Origin of the sequence: Pseudohongiella sp. SYSU M77423 (assembly GCF_029911965.1) — a bacterium.
GTDB lineage: Bacteria > Pseudomonadota > Gammaproteobacteria > Pseudomonadales > Pseudohongiellaceae > Pseudohongiella.
Window position 1 is genome coordinate 14444 of the sequence record NZ_JARYTH010000005.1, and the last position, 15146, is coordinate 29589.

The window sequence follows — 15146 nt, forward strand, 5'->3', positions numbered from 1 at the left end:
CCTGGTGAGTGGTCTGTAGCCGCTGGCCAGCGCGAATAGGCATCAATCGCCAATTTTCCAGCCGTGTGTCAGTGGATAGCGCCTGTCCCGTCCAAACGCACGCTCCGTCAATCGTACGCCAATTGGCGCCTGACGGCGCTTGTACTCATTGATATCAATAAGGCGGAGCACACGATAGACTTCATCACGATCCTGTCCACTGCGAATGATGGCCTCCGCACTCATGTCCTGTTCCACATACATGGCCATGATCGCATCCAGTCGATCGTAAGGTGGCAGGTTATCATCGTCGCGCTGATCCGGAGCAAGCTCAGCCGACGGAGGACGATCGATGACCCCCTGGGGAATGATGTCAGTCTCCCCTGCTTCTGCAGCCACTTCGTTACGATAGCGGGCCAGTCTGTATACCAGCGTCTTGCTGGCATCCTTCAGCACACTAAAGGCGCCCACCATGTCTCCGTAGAGCGTGCAGTAACCGACCGCCAGCTCACTCTTGTTGCCGGTAGTCACCACCAGTGCACCTTTTTTGTTTGAAATCGCCATCAGCAAAGTGCCGCGGCAGCGCGCCTGAATATTCTGTTCCGTCAGGTCGGGAGGCATACCTGCGAACTCCGCTGCCAGGGCGGATTCAAACGCACGGTAAATGTCATTGATGGCAATGATCTGATAGTCCACACCCAGCCGTGTGGCCTGCTGCTCGGCGAGCTGCAGGCTCAGTGGCGAAGTATAATCGTAGGGCATCATCACAGCGCTGACATTCTCTGCTCCCAGCGCGTCAACCGCGACAGCCAGCGTGAGTGCTGAATCGATACCCCCAGAGAGTCCAAGCAAAACTTTTTTGAAGCCATTCTTGCGCAGGTAATCACGCAGCCCCAGCGCCATCGCCTGATAGCATCGACTTTCTATGCCTGGCAGTGCAGTTGTTGCCGTCAGTGGATTGGCGAACGTGACCGCATCGGCCTCAACATTAAGGGCCACAGGGATCAGCGCTTCAGCAAATGCCGGACCACAAACCTGAACCTCGCCGGACGCGTCAGCAATCATGGAGTTGCCGTCGAATACCAGCTCATCCTGCCCACCAACCTGATTGACATATACGATCGGCATCGCCGCGCTGGCAGCACGATCTGCCAGCAAGGCCAGCCGGCGTTCCATCTTGTCCAGATGAAATGGCGAGGCATTGATATTGATCATCAGAGCCGCACCCGCCTGCGCAGCCTGCCGGGTAGGTCCCGCCTCCCAGATATCCTCACAAATGGTGAATGCCGTTTTCACACCTTCTATGTCTACCAGACAGGGGGCGTCACCGGCACTGAAGTAGCGCCGCTCGTCAAACACCTGATAATTTGGCAGGCACTGCTTTCGATAGATGGCCTGGATACCACCACCGTGAATGACAGCAAGCGCATTAAATAACCGCCCCTGCTCGTAAAGCGGAAAACCGATCACCAGCCAGGCCGGCAGGGCTGCCTCACATATTTTCGCCAGGGCATCATCAACACGCGTCGCCAGCGCGGGCCTCAACAGCAGGTCCTCCGGCGGGTATGCGGTCAGCGCCAGCTCCGGGTAAACCACAACATCGGCCTGGTGCTCAGCAATCGCCTGTTTTGCCGTATCCAGAACGCGATCAGCGTTGCCGGCGATATCGCCTGCCAATAAATTCAACTGGGCCATTACCAGCCTGAGCTGTCTTGCCATATCGTGCCTGTCTCCGGGGTACTAACGGTGCTGTGTTCGCGGTTGCGCGCTATTGTCAGCGATAATCGAATGCGAGGCAAAACTTGTGTTTGCCAGGCGATGAGCCGGGTCATAGGGACGCGGGTCAATTTTTGGTCGCCTGCCTGTTACCAGGTCCGCCAGCAAAGCCGCCGAGGCCGGCGCCAGAACCAGTCCATTACGGTAGTGGCCAGCATTGATCGAGAGATTCTTGAAGCCGGGCAATGCACCAATAAACGGAACGCCCCGCGGAGCCCCAGGCCTGAGGCCGGCCCAGTGGTTTACGATCGGAACATCGGCAAGCGCGGGCAACATCCGTTCTGCTGAGATTTTTAAACTCTCATACGCCTGCTGGGTGGTTGTCTTGTCGAAGCCTGCTGCCTCCAGCGTGCTGCCGATAAGTATATGATTGTCGCGCCGGGGAATCAGATAGCGTCCCTGATTCAGAACGATACCTCTCAGCAGCTGCCGATCTGCCCTGTACAGCATCATCTGACCCTTGACCGGTTCGATGGGAACGTTGAGGCCCGCAGCCTTGAGCAGTGAGCCCGCCCAGGCACCTGCTGTGATTACAACGTGGCTTGCCGTGAGAGACTTCTTCTGTCCGCCCACGTTGGCGCTTACACTTTGAACTGTGCCGCCGGTGTGGTTCAGGCCAAGCACTTCGCAGTTCTCCGTTATGGTTGCCGAGGCATGCTGCCGAAGCCATTGATGCAAGGCTTTTAACAGCCGGGGATTGCGAATGTTGGCCACCTTTGGCATTGCCAGCGCCTGTGTGAACCCCTCGGCAAGTGCGGGCTCGTGCCGATAAACGTGATCTGCCTGCCACAGGCTCATCTGCCGCCCAAATTGACTGGCCCAATCAAGTGCCTCAACGTGGTCCTCGGCGTCCAGCATCAGCAGTCCACACTCATTGAGTTCCGGATCAATACCGGTTTCTGCGTACAGACTGCCAGCCAGTGACGGGTAGGCGTCCTGGGCCTGATTGGCCAGAGCCGATACCGCATCCTCGTAACGCCATGGATAAAGTGGTGAAACGATACCACCACCAGCCCAGGATGCCTCTGCACCTATCCGGCCGCGCTCCACCAGATGCACGGTCGCACCTGCCAGTACCAGCTCACGCGCAACCAGCAATCCGGATATGCCACCTCCGCAAATCAGAAAATCAGACACAGCACCACCCATCGATCTGCGGAAGAGCTGCTATAGTTTTAGTTGACCACATACTAGTCATGCCGGGAGTTCATGGATGAGGACCCACTGCAGCCGGGTGTACCGGCGTCACGCGATTGAGTTTCGACAATCAGGCGTAAACCTGCTGGAGATCATGATCTGCACCGTGATTATAACAATAATGCTGCAGTTTTCCCTTCCAGCCTCACAATGGCTTCTGAGAGATGAGAGCGAGAGAGTGATTTCGCAGGCTGCCGAGATGATACAGCTGGCACGCAGCCATGCCATCCGTTCCGACCTGGCTGTCACGCTGTGCCCTGCACGGTTTGAAGGTTGCGGAGCTGACTGGAACCTGGGGATCGTACTGGTTTCCGACGGTGAGCAGGTGCACAGACAGGACTGGACGGCAGTTCACGGCACGGTTCACTGGCGCAGCTTCGGTGCGTCGAATCGTCTGGAGTTTGATACAACAGGTGCGCTGCTTCATCAGAATGGCAGTTTGATGTGGTGTCCGCTCCAACCTGATGCCGGCTCTCCTCACCAGCTGGTAATAAACGGCGCAGGTCGCATTCGACTGGCAGAAGACTCAGACGGCGACGGCTGGCGCGAGGATGGTGCTGGCAATCCACTCGATTGCGACGATGTCTGACCGAAGTCTTGTTGATTCCGCTACGGCTTGCTAACGCCAGCGGCTTTACATTTCACCAGGACTTCAGACAGCAAGGCCTCACGATTAGCCACAAAGCTGTCGGCCTCCCACGGGGTCTCACCGGCTATGTTCTCGCCTCTTTCGCCATGATCTTGAGAAGCCAGTTCGACCACACAGAACCCTTTGGCATGTAACAGGTTGAACACTTTACGGTGGGTCAGGACTGCCGATGCCAGAGTTGCCTGAACCATCAAAGCAAGGGCTAGACTCAGGATCAGACACAGCGGCAACACCGCGCCCAGCTGCCTGCGGGAGTGGAATTGCCGATGCCAGTTTTTCGGGCTCACGGGGAGCTCTCATTTAGCACCGCCGGCTCGGTGTCACTGATACCTGCCGGCACCGTCAGCAGACCCCGCATCAGGCCTGAATCTTCAGCCACTCGGTAGCGGATGCGGACTGCAGTCAGATTCCCATGTTCGACTCGGCTAGCGCTATCACAGCGCCGCTGACAAACTGCGACTTTCAGGTCACTCAAACCAGTCACAAGTTCCTCGCCTCTATAAAAGCCACCTTCTGGTCGACTTCTCCGAAGATAAAGCCCGGCGGGCTGGTCTCGGCGACCACCACGATGTGCCAGGTAGTACAGGTTGCTGCTCTCGAAGAGACCGGTGACGGAATAGTGCCTGACGATAACAACATCGCTGCCGCTGACCGCTGTGGACGGGCGGCTGAACGACGCGCCAGCATGCCATTTCTCAACGGGCACCAATCCAGTGGCGCCTGCGCGTGCCAATGCTTCTGCCATATCCAGCGCGAGTCGCAGGTCCTCACCAAATATCCGACGCACCACCGTCGAGGTATCCAGAGACTGCTGCCGCTCGAGCTGCCTTAAGCGGTCCTGATGTCCATACAGGTAGACCTGTAATAAAGACCCACTGATGACTGCGCCTGAGGCGATGACAAGCAGGAGTTCCAGCAGACTGAAACCATGCCCCGATCGCATGTTCGCGAGCAACTTCATCAGGCATCCGACTCCTGAGCGGATGCCACCCGAATCAGACATTCTGTGGCGCGCATTGGCTGCTGCCAGCAAATCGACGTGTAGTCTTCAGCGGCATGCAGTGAAAAATGACCGAACATTTCTGCTGCCTCAGCGTCTATCAATTGCTGCTCCCACTGATCAAGTAGCTCCACTGCCTGATCATGGTCCAGAAGCGCGGTGTTCCCGCTATTCAATGCCGTGCAGTTTGTCCGTTCGGCAGCGCAGGCAAGTTCTGGCGACAACTCATGTAATGCCAGCCACTCTTCCAGCAGCACTGAAACTTGATGCGCAGCGAGGGCCCGCGACAGGGCATCATCACTGTGGATCTGCATCAGCCCTGAGACGGAGATGGCACTGCCTGCCAGCAGGCCCGCCAGCAGCAGCTCAAGTGTGGCGACACCACGGTTCTTCCAGAGGATCTTGAACGACCCTGTTGCACGCATAATTGCCATCCCTGCAAATTTCACGACTCCACCAAGACTGTAGTCATGAATCCCCGTCAATGCTCAATAAAAAAGCAGATAGTTTTGGCGGCAGCGGGTAAATTACCTATAATCCGCGCTTCGCAATGAATCGGGTGCTCACGGGCATGGAATACGATCTGCTGCTTCTCATGCTGCTGGCCCTGACAGGTCTCATCGCCGGGTGGATAAACACCCTTGCCGGAGGCGGATCCAATCTGACCCTGCCGGCCCTGATGTTGCTGGGCCTGCCCCCCGACGTAGCCAATGGCACCAATCGTGTTGGCGTCATCTTGCAGGGTGTTGTTGCGGTCAAGGGGTTTCACAAATACGGGCGACTGGATACTCAGTCAATCTGGCCTATTCTGGTCCCCAATCTGATTGGCGGCGCCATCGGTGCACTGATTGCAGCGCTGCTGCCGAATGTGGCGCTCAAACCGCTGCTATTGGGAACAATTCTATTGATGTCAGCCATCATCCTGGTGCGCCCGGGTTTCATCGCGCCGCCTCCAGGCACCCCAGTAAAGACGCCGGGTGAAAGTCCCGGTGCATGGGCAGGTCTCTTCCTGGCCGGAGTTTATGGTGGCTTCGTGCAGGCGGGAGTCGGTTTTATATTGCTGGCCGCCCTGGCTGGCGGGTTGCGCTACGACCTGGTCCGGGCGAACGCGCTGAAAATGGTCTGCACGCTGTGTTTTACAGCCGTTTCACTGGCCATCTTCCTCTGGTTCGATCTGGTGCGCTGGCTGCCGGGCCTTGTACTTGCGGCCGGAACAATGCTGGGCAGTCACTTGAGCGTAAAATTTGCCATCAGCGTGCAGCAAAGCACCATCAAGTGGTTCCTGTTCGCGATGACGCTGGTGTCCTGCGGCGCTGCACTGGTTTTCTGATCGACGGCTGCGCAGATAAACCGGGCGACACCAGCTGAGACTGGAAAAGTTTAGCGAGCGGTACTTTCGCGCAGATTGCTGACCCGGATGTTGTTGAGGGTTACAATGACTGCGGCGCCCCCCAGGCTGCTCCGCTCTATCTGGATCTGACCGCCATAGCTGTGCACGATATCTGCCACAACTGCCAGGCCTATGCCCTGCCCCTGCGGCAAGGTATCCAGCCTGACTCCTCGCTGCAGTACCAGCTCGTTTGCCTCAGGCAGTATGCCACTGCCATCGTCTTCCACACGAAGCTGCGCAGCACCGGAATCAGTGCCAACAGAGGATGAAGACACCAGTACCCTGCCCCGACCATACTTGCAGGCGTTGTCCATCAGATTGCCCAGAACCTCCATCAGATCCCGTTCGTCTCCCAGGAAGAAGGTCTGCTCGTCCACTTGTTGTGTGATCTTTACCGATTTGTCGGCGTAGACCTTTTCCAGCGCCCGCGCTACCCGCGCGGTCGCCTCGGCGAGGTTGACCTGGCGTGCCAGCGTACTGGTGTTATCCCCTCTTACGGCGCGCTGCAATTGATAACCCACAATCTGGTTCATGGCATCAAGCTGTTCCTGAATCACATCGGCACGCACTGTATCGCTCGCGGTCGCACCCGCGTGATCGGGCCCGGACCTGAGGCCGGCCATCTCGCCCTGAATAACGGCCAGTGGTGTTTTCAGGCTGTGCGCCAGATCGCCCAGTGTGGTGCGATAGCGCTGCTGCTGTTTGCGCTCTGACTGAATCAAAAGATTGAGGTTGGTTGTTACTGCGTTCAACTCGCGCGGATAGTCTTCTCCGAGGGTTTCGCTGTCACCTCTTTCGATGCTGACCAGATCCCGGGCCAGTCTTCTCAACGGTGCCAGCCCCCATCTTAATAGCGCCAGCTGCAACAATAAAAGCAACGCGGCCAGTCCTCCCAGCCAGGACCACAGGCTGCGACGAAACTGATTCACCTCCAACTGATAAGTGGCAGTATCCTCGAGCACCGTAAAGATGACAGGCGCGGGTCGATTTTCCCAGGTCACAGCATAACTGCTGACAAAGAATTCCAGTTCTGATGCCCCGGCCAGACGACGAAACTGCGTGTCGCCACGTGACAGCTCACGTCCCAGCGCCAGCTCATTAACAGCGAGTTCAAGCGCCGAGGGAGTGCGCAACAACACCTGTCCGTCAGCATCTCTGATTAGGCCGTAAAGCCCGGAATTGAGCTGAGAAAAGCGCGGCTCGCGCAGATCTTCAATGAAATAGAAGTCGCCGTCGCTTTGATCGACAGCCGCCAGCAGCACGTAGATCTGAACCTGTAACTGTTCGGCTATGCCGGCTTCGGCGCTGGCTCTGAACGCCCTGTCCAGCACCACTCCCGTCAAACCCAGAAACACCGTCAGGAGAATGCTGACCGAGACCAGCAGTCGGCTCTGCAGCGAATAGGAACCGGGCCTGGACACCTGGCATCAATCCATGACGCGCATGCGGTAACCCTGGCCCCGCACAGTTTCAATAGGATTGAGCGTCTGATCCGGATCAAGCTTCTGTCTCAGGCGCCGAACGAACACCTCCAGCACATTGCTGTCACGATCGTAATCCTGTGCGTACAGGTGCTCAGTCAGTTCCGTCTTGGAGACAACCTGATCAGGGTGCAACATCAGATACTCAAGTGTCTTGTACTCGTAGGCGGTCAGATCCACGCCAGTGCCGTTAACACTGACGCGTTTGGCACTGGTATCGAGCTGGATGGATCCCGAGGTGATGATCGGGCTGGCGAAGCCAGCGGCGCGGCGCATCAGGGCATTGAGGCGCGCAAGAATTTCTTCCATGCGAAACGGTTTTACGACGTAATCATCGGCGCCTGCATCAAGGCCACTGACTTTATCCTGCCAATCACCGCGCGCTGTAAGAATCAGTACTGGATAGCGTTGCCCCGCCTCACGCATCTGGCGAATCAGGCTGATGCCATCCAGTTCTGGCAGGCCAAGATCAATGATGGCGGCGTCGTAATCATTTTCGACGGCCAGGTAAACGCCTGTGCGTCCGTCCCTGGCATCATCGACGACAAATCCGGCCTGCTCCAGACCCAGTTTAAGCTGCTGCCGCAACAGGCTGGCATCTTCTACAACCAATACCCGCATGCTCACTCCCTGCTGATGGCACCTGTCGCTTTGTCGACATAGACAGTGTAAATATTTCCTTCATTGTCCAGTCTGACCCGATAACGAACCCGGTCGCCCTGCCTGACTTCATTGATGCTGATGACCTCGCCAGGAAACTGGGCTCTGACGATATCCAGTGCCTGTCGCTGATTGACCGTCCGACCACTGTTCTGTTGCTGCTCGGCCTGATCAGCCGGAGGTTGCGCGACCACGTCGCTTCCGGCCAGAGCCAGCCAGGATACGATGGCTGCTATCAGCAATCGATTCCTGCGCCGGCCCCTCATTAACGTCACCATACTCACTATGTCTCTCCATATGTCGAAACTGCCGTCAGGATACAGCCGGAATCACTCCACCGGGCTCATCAGCAGCTTGCCGGAGAGAGTTAAAACACCGGCGCAACGTCGACGCGAAGCCGAATTTTTCTGCCGGGATCGTGATCCGTGTGTACCGTGTATTCCTCGCCGTTATAGCGGTAGCGCACCTGGTATCCGGTCAGGCGCTCCTCATCGCGGTAGGACTCTGTCACTTCGCAATGCTGCACGGTCTGGTACCGGGCGTGCTGCGGTTTGTGGTTGGCTTTCACTATATCACGGCCTACAGAATGCCCCAACACAGCGCCAACCACCGCACCAACTCGCTGACTCGATTTATTGGTGCCAAGCGCGTTACCAATAGCACCACCTACTATGGTGCTGATCAGCACTGGAGTACGGCTTTGCCCATGGCGGTCTTCCTTTACCAGGACCTGCTCATTCCAGCAGGTTTCAAGAGGCTCTGAAATCGTGACCGACTGGTAAACAGGCCGTGTATCAATAACGTCAGCGTAAACATACTGAGTCTGTGCAGACGCGACTGATGACGAAAGCCAGAAACCGGCTGACAGCGCGATCGCCAGCATTGATCTTTTTTTTGCTTGCGTGTGGATGTTCATTTTGCACCTCGTCCATTGGTTGACGTGTGCAGAATAGCGGTAATCAGCTGAACGATAACTTAACGACGCCTGCAATCGATTCAAGCTGCGGAGAGTTTGAATCCTGACGCGATACGGGTACAATCCAGCCCGGATATTAACAACAACAATCAGGATGCAGGAATACTGGCTGGCAACAAGAGGCATCAAATTGCCCGACTGCCGGCGCGGGCAAGCCCCCTCTCGACCATCAGGCCCAGAGCGCCGCCTAAAGTATTCCCCCAAGAGAGAGCCCATGTTCCGCAATACAGTCATCGCGGCAGTAGTCGCAACTATTATCAGTGCACCCGTTTTGTACTTCCTGGTGCCCGCCGTCAATCAGATGGCCGGCTTACTGGTCTTGATTTTGCTGGCAACATTGCTCAGTTCGCTGCTTGCCAGTCGCCTGCAAAGCAGCCCCAGGAAAAAACGTTCCCGCAAGCCAAAGCAGAATCGATCCAGCAGCAATGCCGCACGCGAGCAGGGCAGCGTCAAATGGTTCAATGCCAGCAAAGGATTTGGCTTCATTACCCGTGATAGTGGGGACGATGTTTTCGTCCATTTTCGAGCAATCCGCGGCGAAGGACATCGTATTCTGCGTGACGGACAACGCGTCGAGTTTGCTGTCAGCGAGGGTGACAAAGGCTTGCAGGCAGATGACGTTGTTGCATTGAGCCAGCAGCAATGAGACTGACTACGATTGTCTGACCGCCCGTCCCGCATACGGATTGCGCCGGCACGCATCGTCGCCGGCGCATGACAATCAATAATGCGGTGGTTTTTCTTCCTGCGCGCCGGGACTGATTGACCGCTCTGCCTGGATTTCCAGTAGTTCTGTAATCTTGTCGCGGTGGAGCGCCAGCTCGCGTTCCAGAGCGTCAATCTGCTGCTGCTGCCTGGCAATCACATCGTTCAAAGTCGACAGGCTGTCTTCCTGAAACGCTATCCGTGTTTGCAGGTCCACCAGTTGATCATCTGTCATCATTACGCTACCCCCTGAGCCCAGCTCCGGGCTGCCCAATGTATCATTGCCGCATGAATGGCAGGTGTATTGTACTCCGATTCGTGGCTGTCATATTTCTATTTGCACGCCTAAGCGTGTAATATTCCAGACCTCTGGCCTGTCTTAGTTCATTCAATAGTCCATTCCAGGGGTTAATCCACCGCAAGGCCACGTTAACAGCAGTATTCATTCGGTTTTTCAGGAAGTTATAGACATATGCAAGACAAGCAGCTTTCCCAGCCAGGTAACACAGACTCAGCAGCGGCAAAGGAGCATGCCCCGATTAACTGGACCAATATGGTGCTATTTACCAGCACACCGATCTTAGCCGTGATTCTCGTTCCCCTGTTCGGGTTCGTTTACGGTTACTCGGTATACGACTGGGTCATGTTCGTGCTGATGATGGGCTTCTGCGGCATTTCAATTACCGCTGGTTACCACCGACTCTGGTCACACAAGGCGTACAAAGCACATCCGGTGCTGCGTTTCATTTTTGCGCTGGGTGGTGCCTGCGCCCTGCAGAATGACGTTTTTAACTGGGCATCGGACCACCGCCGACACCATGCTTTTGTCGACAACAATGATCGCGACCCTTACTCCGCCGGCCGCGGATTCTGGTTTTCGCATATTGGCTGGATCGTGCGTCACTACCCCAGTGGCGTGCAGGACTTCTCCAATATCAAGGATCTGCAGAAAGACCCCATTCTGCAATGGCAGCACAAACACTACCTGGCCCTGGTGCTGTTCATGAACATCGCCGTTCCGGCATTTATCGGCTACCTTGGTGGCAGCATCATGGCTGGCCTGCTGTTAAGCGGTCTGCTGCGCCTTGTACTCAGTCAGCACGTCACCTATCTGATCAACTCACTGGCACACATGTGGGGGCGACAACCCTATAGCGACAAGAGTTCAGCCCGTGACAACTCGCTGCTGGCATTCCTCACTTATGGCGAGGGCTACCACAACTACCACCACACCTTTCAGTGGGACTATCGCAACGGCATCCGCTGGTGGCACTTCGACCCTACTAAATGGCTGATCCGAAGCTGTGAGTGGCTGGGTCTGACCAGCGACCTGAAACGAGTGTCTCCACTGAGCATCGAAACAGCCCGCCTGGAGATGCAATATCGACACGCCTCCGAACGCTGCAGCACGCTGGCGAACGCCGAAAAGTGGCGAGCTAAACTGGAAGAAGAGTACCAGCAACTGAAATCGACGCTGGACCTTTGGGCCAAGCATCGCCAGGAATGGTATGAGGCTAAAACAACGCAGCTGCACGACCAGATTCACGAAAAGTGGGATCGTCTGGCACTGCGCGACAGTTACCGTGAGGTCCGTTACAAGCTTAAGCTGCAGCGTCAGCGATGGCAGGATCTGATGCACAATTTTGCCAACCAGCAAGCTTCGGCGGCCTGATCGCATCATGTTGAACTCTGTGAAGCTCCTGCTTGGCAAAAACCCGGTACGCGGCGTAGCGCTGGCTGCCGGTCTGTTCTGCCTGCTGGCAAGCTCTGTATCTGCACTTGAGCCAGGCGATACCGCTCCGTCATTTGAACTGCCGGGTGTACGCGACCAGGACAGCGCCGTGGCGCTTGAAGATCTGCGCGGGAAAATAGTCTATGTCGACTTCTGGGCATCCTGGTGCCTGCCCTGCCTGCGCTCACTACCTCAGATCAATACCCTTTACGAACAGTATCGTGACCAGGGCTTCGAAGTGGTAGCCATCACAATCGATGACCCTATCGAGGATGCCCACGAATTCCTGGCCGATCTTGAAACCCCGCTGGCCTACCATCTGGTCGCCGATCAAACCACTGACGTTATGAATGCCTACGATGTGTTCGGCATGCCGACTTCATTCCTGATCGACCGGCAAGGCGTAATTCGTAAAGTGCAAGAAGGGTTTCGGGAAGGCGATACAGAACTGCTGGAACAGGCGCTGGTGGAGTTACTCAACGAAGAGCAGTGAATGGCCGCGGGTGCCCTGCAGCCATGGCCTCACTGGCTCTTTATGGGTACAGACGCAACAGTGGCTCATCCAGCGCAGCCATTTGCTCGCGCAACTCCAGAATATGTTCTGACCAGTATCGCTCGGTATTAAACCAGGGAAAGCTCATCGGGAACGCCGGATCATCCCATCGCCGCGCCAGCCACGAGCTGTAATGCATAAGTCGCATGGTCCGCAGCGGCTCAATCAGTGCCAGCTGACGTGGCTGAAAATCAAAGAACTCCTCATAGCCCTCCACGATTTCCAGCAATTGTGCCTGCTGCTGATCACGTTCACCCGATAGCATCATCCACAGGTCCTGCATGGCAGGCCCGGTCAGCGCGTCATCAAAATCGACAAAAAACGGCCTCTCATCGCGCCAGAGTACATTGCCAGGGTGACAGTCGCCGTGCAGCCTGATTTGCTGAAGGTTGGGCTGATCTGCAAATACCCGATCCAATCGTTCAACAAGATGACCCGACAGCGTCTCATAGGCGGTGCGCAAAGAGGCGGGAATAAAATCATGCCGCAACAGAAACTCGCGGCTGGCAACGGCATGAGTGGCAACTGACAGTTGCAGTCGATTAGCGAAGCTGCGCTGAGAACCAACCAGATGGACCCGGCCGATGAACCTGCCCATTACCAGCAGGTTGTCCGGGTTGTCCAGCTCCGGGGCCCGCCCCGCCAGTCGGGGAAACAATGCGAACCGAAATTGCTGGGTTCCACACTGGCAGGCATGCAATGTCTGTTCATTTATGCGTTGTGGCGGCACTACCGGCACATCCAGATCTGCCAGCTCCTGCGCAAACGCGTGCTCCTCCAGGATCTGTTCGTCACTCCAGCGATCGGGTCGATAAAACTTCACCACCAGATAGGATCCGTCCTCCATGCCCACCTGATACACGCGGTTCTCATAGCTGTTGAGAGCAAATACGCGCGCATTGGTCTGTAAACCCAGGCCATCAATCGCATCCAGCACCTGATCTGGGCCCAGCGACTGATACGGGTGGCTGGACTGGCTTGTTTCATTCATCAATTGCGGCCTGTGGATCGAGTTTGCCGCGAGTATACTGTAAAATGCCTACCCGCATTGGTTTCAGTCGACTGTTTTCGGCCAGCGTCTCTGGTCGACGCGGCTTTTCTGGTCTGACGCCCGGCCTGACAACACCGTCGCAGACCAACAATGCAAGCCACTCACCACACATCCAGCAAGGAGTACATCGTCAGCATGACTAACGCACAAGCGCGTCTTCAGGAATTACAGTCTGCCTACCAACAGATCAAGGCCCGAAAGCTCAATCTGGACCTGACGCGTGGCAAACCGGCCACTGCGCAACTGGACCTGAGCAATGCCCTGGACGGCATCCTGCAAGGCAATTACCGCTGTGCTGACGGCACTGACGCCCGAAACTACGGCGGCGGCCTGGGAATCCCTGAAGCCCGGCAATTCGCTGCAGATTATCTGGAAACACGCCCTGCGCAGGTCATGGTGGGCGGTAACAGCTCACTGCAGCTTATGTATCAGTACGTTGCCAATGCGCACATCAATGGTGTCAAAGGCGCAGATTCTGCCTGGAGCAAAGAAGCGCGTGACGGCCAGAAAGTCAAATTTCTGTGTCCGGCACCCGGCTACGACCGTCACTTTTCGGTCTGCGAGGCGCTCGGCATCGAGATGATCCCGGTGGCTATGACAGAGGAAGGGCCTGACATGGATCAGGTCGAGCAGTTGGTCAAAAGCGATTCGCTGATCAAGGGCATCTGGTGTGTGCCCAAGTATGCCAACCCGAACGGTGTCGTTTACTCTGACGCTGTGGTCAGCCGTTTTGCGGCGTTGGCAAAAATCGCTGGCGCCAATTTCCGTATCATGTGGGATAACGCCTATGCCGAGCACCATCTGGTCGACAACCCGCCCGAGCTGGCAAACCTGTTGAGCCTATGTGAACAACAGGGCACCCTGGATAGCGCCATCGTCATTGGCTCAACCTCCAAGATCACCTTTGCCGGTGCCGGCATGGCGTTTATCGCGTCATCGGAAGCCAATATCAAACAGTTTGCTGACTATCTGGGTATCTCAACCATCGGCCCGGACAAGGTCAACCAGTTACGCCATGTGCGTTTCCTGAAGAACATGGACGGATTGCGCAGCCTGATGCAGCAACACCGCGCCATTCTGCAGCCGAAGTTCGAGCGGGTATTGAAACATCTGGACGACAGTCTGGCAGGCAAGACCGTTAACGGGCAGCCACTGGGTAACTGGACGCGCCCGCAGGGGGGCTATTTTGTGCTGTTCGATACCCAGCCCGGACTGGCAGACAAGGTCGTCAAACTCTGCGCGGAAGCAGGCGTCAAGCTGACACCGGCTGGCTCAACCTGGCCGTATCAGCGAGACCCCAACAACAGCAACATCCGCCTGGCACCGTCCTTCCCCAGCCTTGAGGAGATCGACGAAGCCATGGCGGTGTTTGTATTGTGTGTGGAGCTGGCCAGCCTGGAAGCCGCCTAACGGCCCCGCTGGCGAATCACCACGCTGTTGCGCTCGACCTGACGATAGGTCGAGCCCTTGCGTCCTCTTTCATTGACATAGACAGTGCCGTGGCGGCGATCAGTCTCCCAGCTGCCGCGCGCGTTGTGCTGGTGACGATCGTGGTAACTGCCGCCACGCCAGATGTCATGCCCCTGGAAGTGGCCACTATAGCCGTGACCATGGCGATGATGGTCATGTTTGCGATGTCCTTTGCCGTGATATCCCCGATCATGATGACCGTGTTTGCGGTAGTGTTTACGGTTGTCGTGATGACGCCCATGACCATAGTCGGCTCGATATACGGTAGTGCCGATATAAACAGAGCCAATAACTGGCGAGTGAACCAGCGTGATCGGTTTGTGAATAGTCTCGTAGACCGTCACTCGCTTGTAGCGATCTGCGAGCGCGCCTGTGCTGACTGATGCCAGCATTAATGTAGCCGCTGCCAGCATCACCATACGATACTTTCTTGAATAGAACTTCATCACCTGCCCTCCTCGTTTGCACATGCTCGGTACCGTTATAGCGCTACCTGCCTGAATGCAGACTGAACGACGGTGGGACGA

At 56.4% G+C, this 15146-nt stretch carries 17 protein-coding genes and 1 pseudogene; 6 read left to right on the forward strand and 12 right to left on the reverse strand.

The features are described from left to right. Positions 1-42: 42 nt before the first annotated feature. Together QGM61_RS11500 and thiO are read right to left on the reverse strand one after the other, a co-directional pair. Positions 43-1698 carry an NAD+ synthase gene (locus tag QGM61_RS11500; protein WP_281133075.1) on the reverse strand — a complete coding sequence of 552 codons (1656 nt, stop codon included), beginning with the start codon at positions 1696-1698 and terminating at the stop codon, positions 43-45. A 21-nt stretch (positions 1699-1719) separates the two neighbouring features. After that, a complete protein-coding gene (thiO, locus tag QGM61_RS11505; RefSeq protein ID WP_411268765.1) occupies positions 1720-2892 on the reverse strand; it encodes a glycine oxidase ThiO in 1173 nt (390 codons plus the stop codon). 76 nt (positions 2893-2968) lie between these two features. On the opposite strand from thiO, the gene QGM61_RS11510 reads away from it, so the two are divergent. Beyond that, entirely contained in the window at positions 2969-3541 is a 573-nt protein-coding gene (locus QGM61_RS11510) for a GspH/FimT family pseudopilin (protein ID WP_281133077.1), read from the forward strand. 20 nt (positions 3542-3561) lie between these two features. On the opposite strand, the gene QGM61_RS11515 is transcribed toward QGM61_RS11510, so the two are convergent. From QGM61_RS11515 to QGM61_RS11525, 3 genes are read right to left on the reverse strand one after another with little or no spacing between them, the layout of a single operon-like run. Further along, on the reverse strand, positions 3562-3888 hold the full coding sequence (locus QGM61_RS11515) for a hypothetical protein (protein WP_237134702.1): 327 nt from the start codon (positions 3886-3888) through the stop codon (positions 3562-3564). After that, entirely contained in the window at positions 3885-4562 is a 678-nt protein-coding gene (locus QGM61_RS11520) for a type II secretion system protein J (RefSeq protein WP_281133078.1), read from the reverse strand. Before QGM61_RS11520 ends, QGM61_RS11515 begins: the two co-directional genes overlap by 4 nt. Beyond that, positions 4562-5026 carry a hypothetical protein gene (locus QGM61_RS11525; protein WP_281133079.1) on the reverse strand — a complete coding sequence of 155 codons (465 nt, stop codon included), beginning with the start codon at positions 5024-5026 and terminating at the stop codon, positions 4562-4564. The genes QGM61_RS11520 and QGM61_RS11525 overlap by 1 nt, the downstream gene beginning before the upstream one ends. A gap of 146 nt (positions 5027-5172) precedes the next feature. On the opposite strand from QGM61_RS11525, the gene QGM61_RS11530 reads away from it, so the two are divergent. Continuing rightward, positions 5173-5931 carry a sulfite exporter TauE/SafE family protein gene (locus QGM61_RS11530; protein WP_237134705.1) on the forward strand — a complete coding sequence of 253 codons (759 nt, stop codon included), beginning with the start codon at positions 5173-5175 and terminating at the stop codon, positions 5929-5931. A gap of 50 nt (positions 5932-5981) precedes the next feature. Here the strand turns inward: QGM61_RS11530 and QGM61_RS11535 are convergent, their stop codons facing one another. The 4 genes from QGM61_RS11535 to QGM61_RS11550 form a co-directional block, all read right to left on the reverse strand. After that, on the reverse strand, positions 5982-7412 hold the full coding sequence (locus tag QGM61_RS11535; protein ID WP_281133080.1) for an ATP-binding protein: 1431 nt from the start codon (positions 7410-7412) through the stop codon (positions 5982-5984). A gap of 6 nt (positions 7413-7418) precedes the next feature. After that, a complete protein-coding gene (locus QGM61_RS11540; RefSeq protein WP_237134707.1) occupies positions 7419-8093 on the reverse strand; it encodes a response regulator transcription factor in 675 nt (224 codons plus the stop codon). A 2-nt stretch (positions 8094-8095) separates the two neighbouring features. After that, positions 8096-8374 (reverse strand): PepSY domain-containing protein, encoded by a 279-nt coding sequence (locus tag QGM61_RS11545; protein WP_237134708.1) that lies wholly within the window; start codon positions 8372-8374, stop codon positions 8096-8098. Positions 8375-8499: 125 nt separating this feature from the next. After that, complete coding sequence (locus QGM61_RS11550; protein ID WP_237134709.1) at positions 8500-9015, reverse strand: glycine zipper 2TM domain-containing protein; 516 nt, start codon at positions 9013-9015, stop codon at positions 8500-8502. A gap of 532 nt (positions 9016-9547) precedes the next feature. Here QGM61_RS11550 and QGM61_RS11555 point away from each other — a divergent pair. Further along, positions 9548-9754: pseudogene (locus tag QGM61_RS11555) on the forward strand (cold-shock protein); the annotation flags it as partial. Between the two features lie 75 nt (positions 9755-9829). On the opposite strand, the gene QGM61_RS11560 reads toward QGM61_RS11555, so the two are convergent. Then, on the reverse strand, positions 9830-10051 hold the full coding sequence (locus QGM61_RS11560; RefSeq protein WP_237134710.1) for a SlyX family protein: 222 nt from the start codon (positions 10049-10051) through the stop codon (positions 9830-9832). A 234-nt stretch (positions 10052-10285) separates the two neighbouring features. Between QGM61_RS11560 and QGM61_RS11565 the strand changes: the two genes are divergently transcribed. Beyond that, positions 10286-11485 (forward strand): acyl-CoA desaturase, encoded by a 1200-nt coding sequence (locus QGM61_RS11565; RefSeq protein ID WP_237134711.1) that lies wholly within the window; start codon positions 10286-10288, stop codon positions 11483-11485. A gap of 7 nt (positions 11486-11492) precedes the next feature. Next, complete coding sequence (locus QGM61_RS11570) at positions 11493-12038, forward strand: TlpA family protein disulfide reductase (RefSeq protein WP_281133081.1); 546 nt, start codon at positions 11493-11495, stop codon at positions 12036-12038. 40 nt (positions 12039-12078) lie between these two features. Here QGM61_RS11570 and QGM61_RS11575 read toward each other — a convergent pair whose 3' ends face one another. Beyond that, the gene (locus QGM61_RS11575; RefSeq protein ID WP_237134713.1) at positions 12079-13089 is read right to left on the reverse strand and encodes a serine/threonine protein kinase; all 1011 of its coding nucleotides are present in this window, start codon (positions 13087-13089) and stop codon (positions 12079-12081) included. 195 nt (positions 13090-13284) lie between these two features. On the opposite strand from QGM61_RS11575, the gene QGM61_RS11580 reads away from it, so the two are divergent. Further along, positions 13285-14559, forward strand: coding sequence for an aminotransferase class I/II-fold pyridoxal phosphate-dependent enzyme (locus QGM61_RS11580; protein ID WP_281133082.1), 1275 nt, complete (start codon positions 13285-13287; stop codon positions 14557-14559). Here the strand turns inward: QGM61_RS11580 and QGM61_RS11585 are convergent. Continuing rightward, positions 14556-15065: a hypothetical protein gene (locus tag QGM61_RS11585; RefSeq protein ID WP_281133083.1), complete on the reverse strand. Its 510-nt coding sequence runs from the start codon at positions 15063-15065 to the stop codon at positions 14556-14558. The genes QGM61_RS11580 and QGM61_RS11585 overlap by 4 nt on opposite strands. Between the last annotated feature and the right edge of the window lie 81 nt (positions 15066-15146).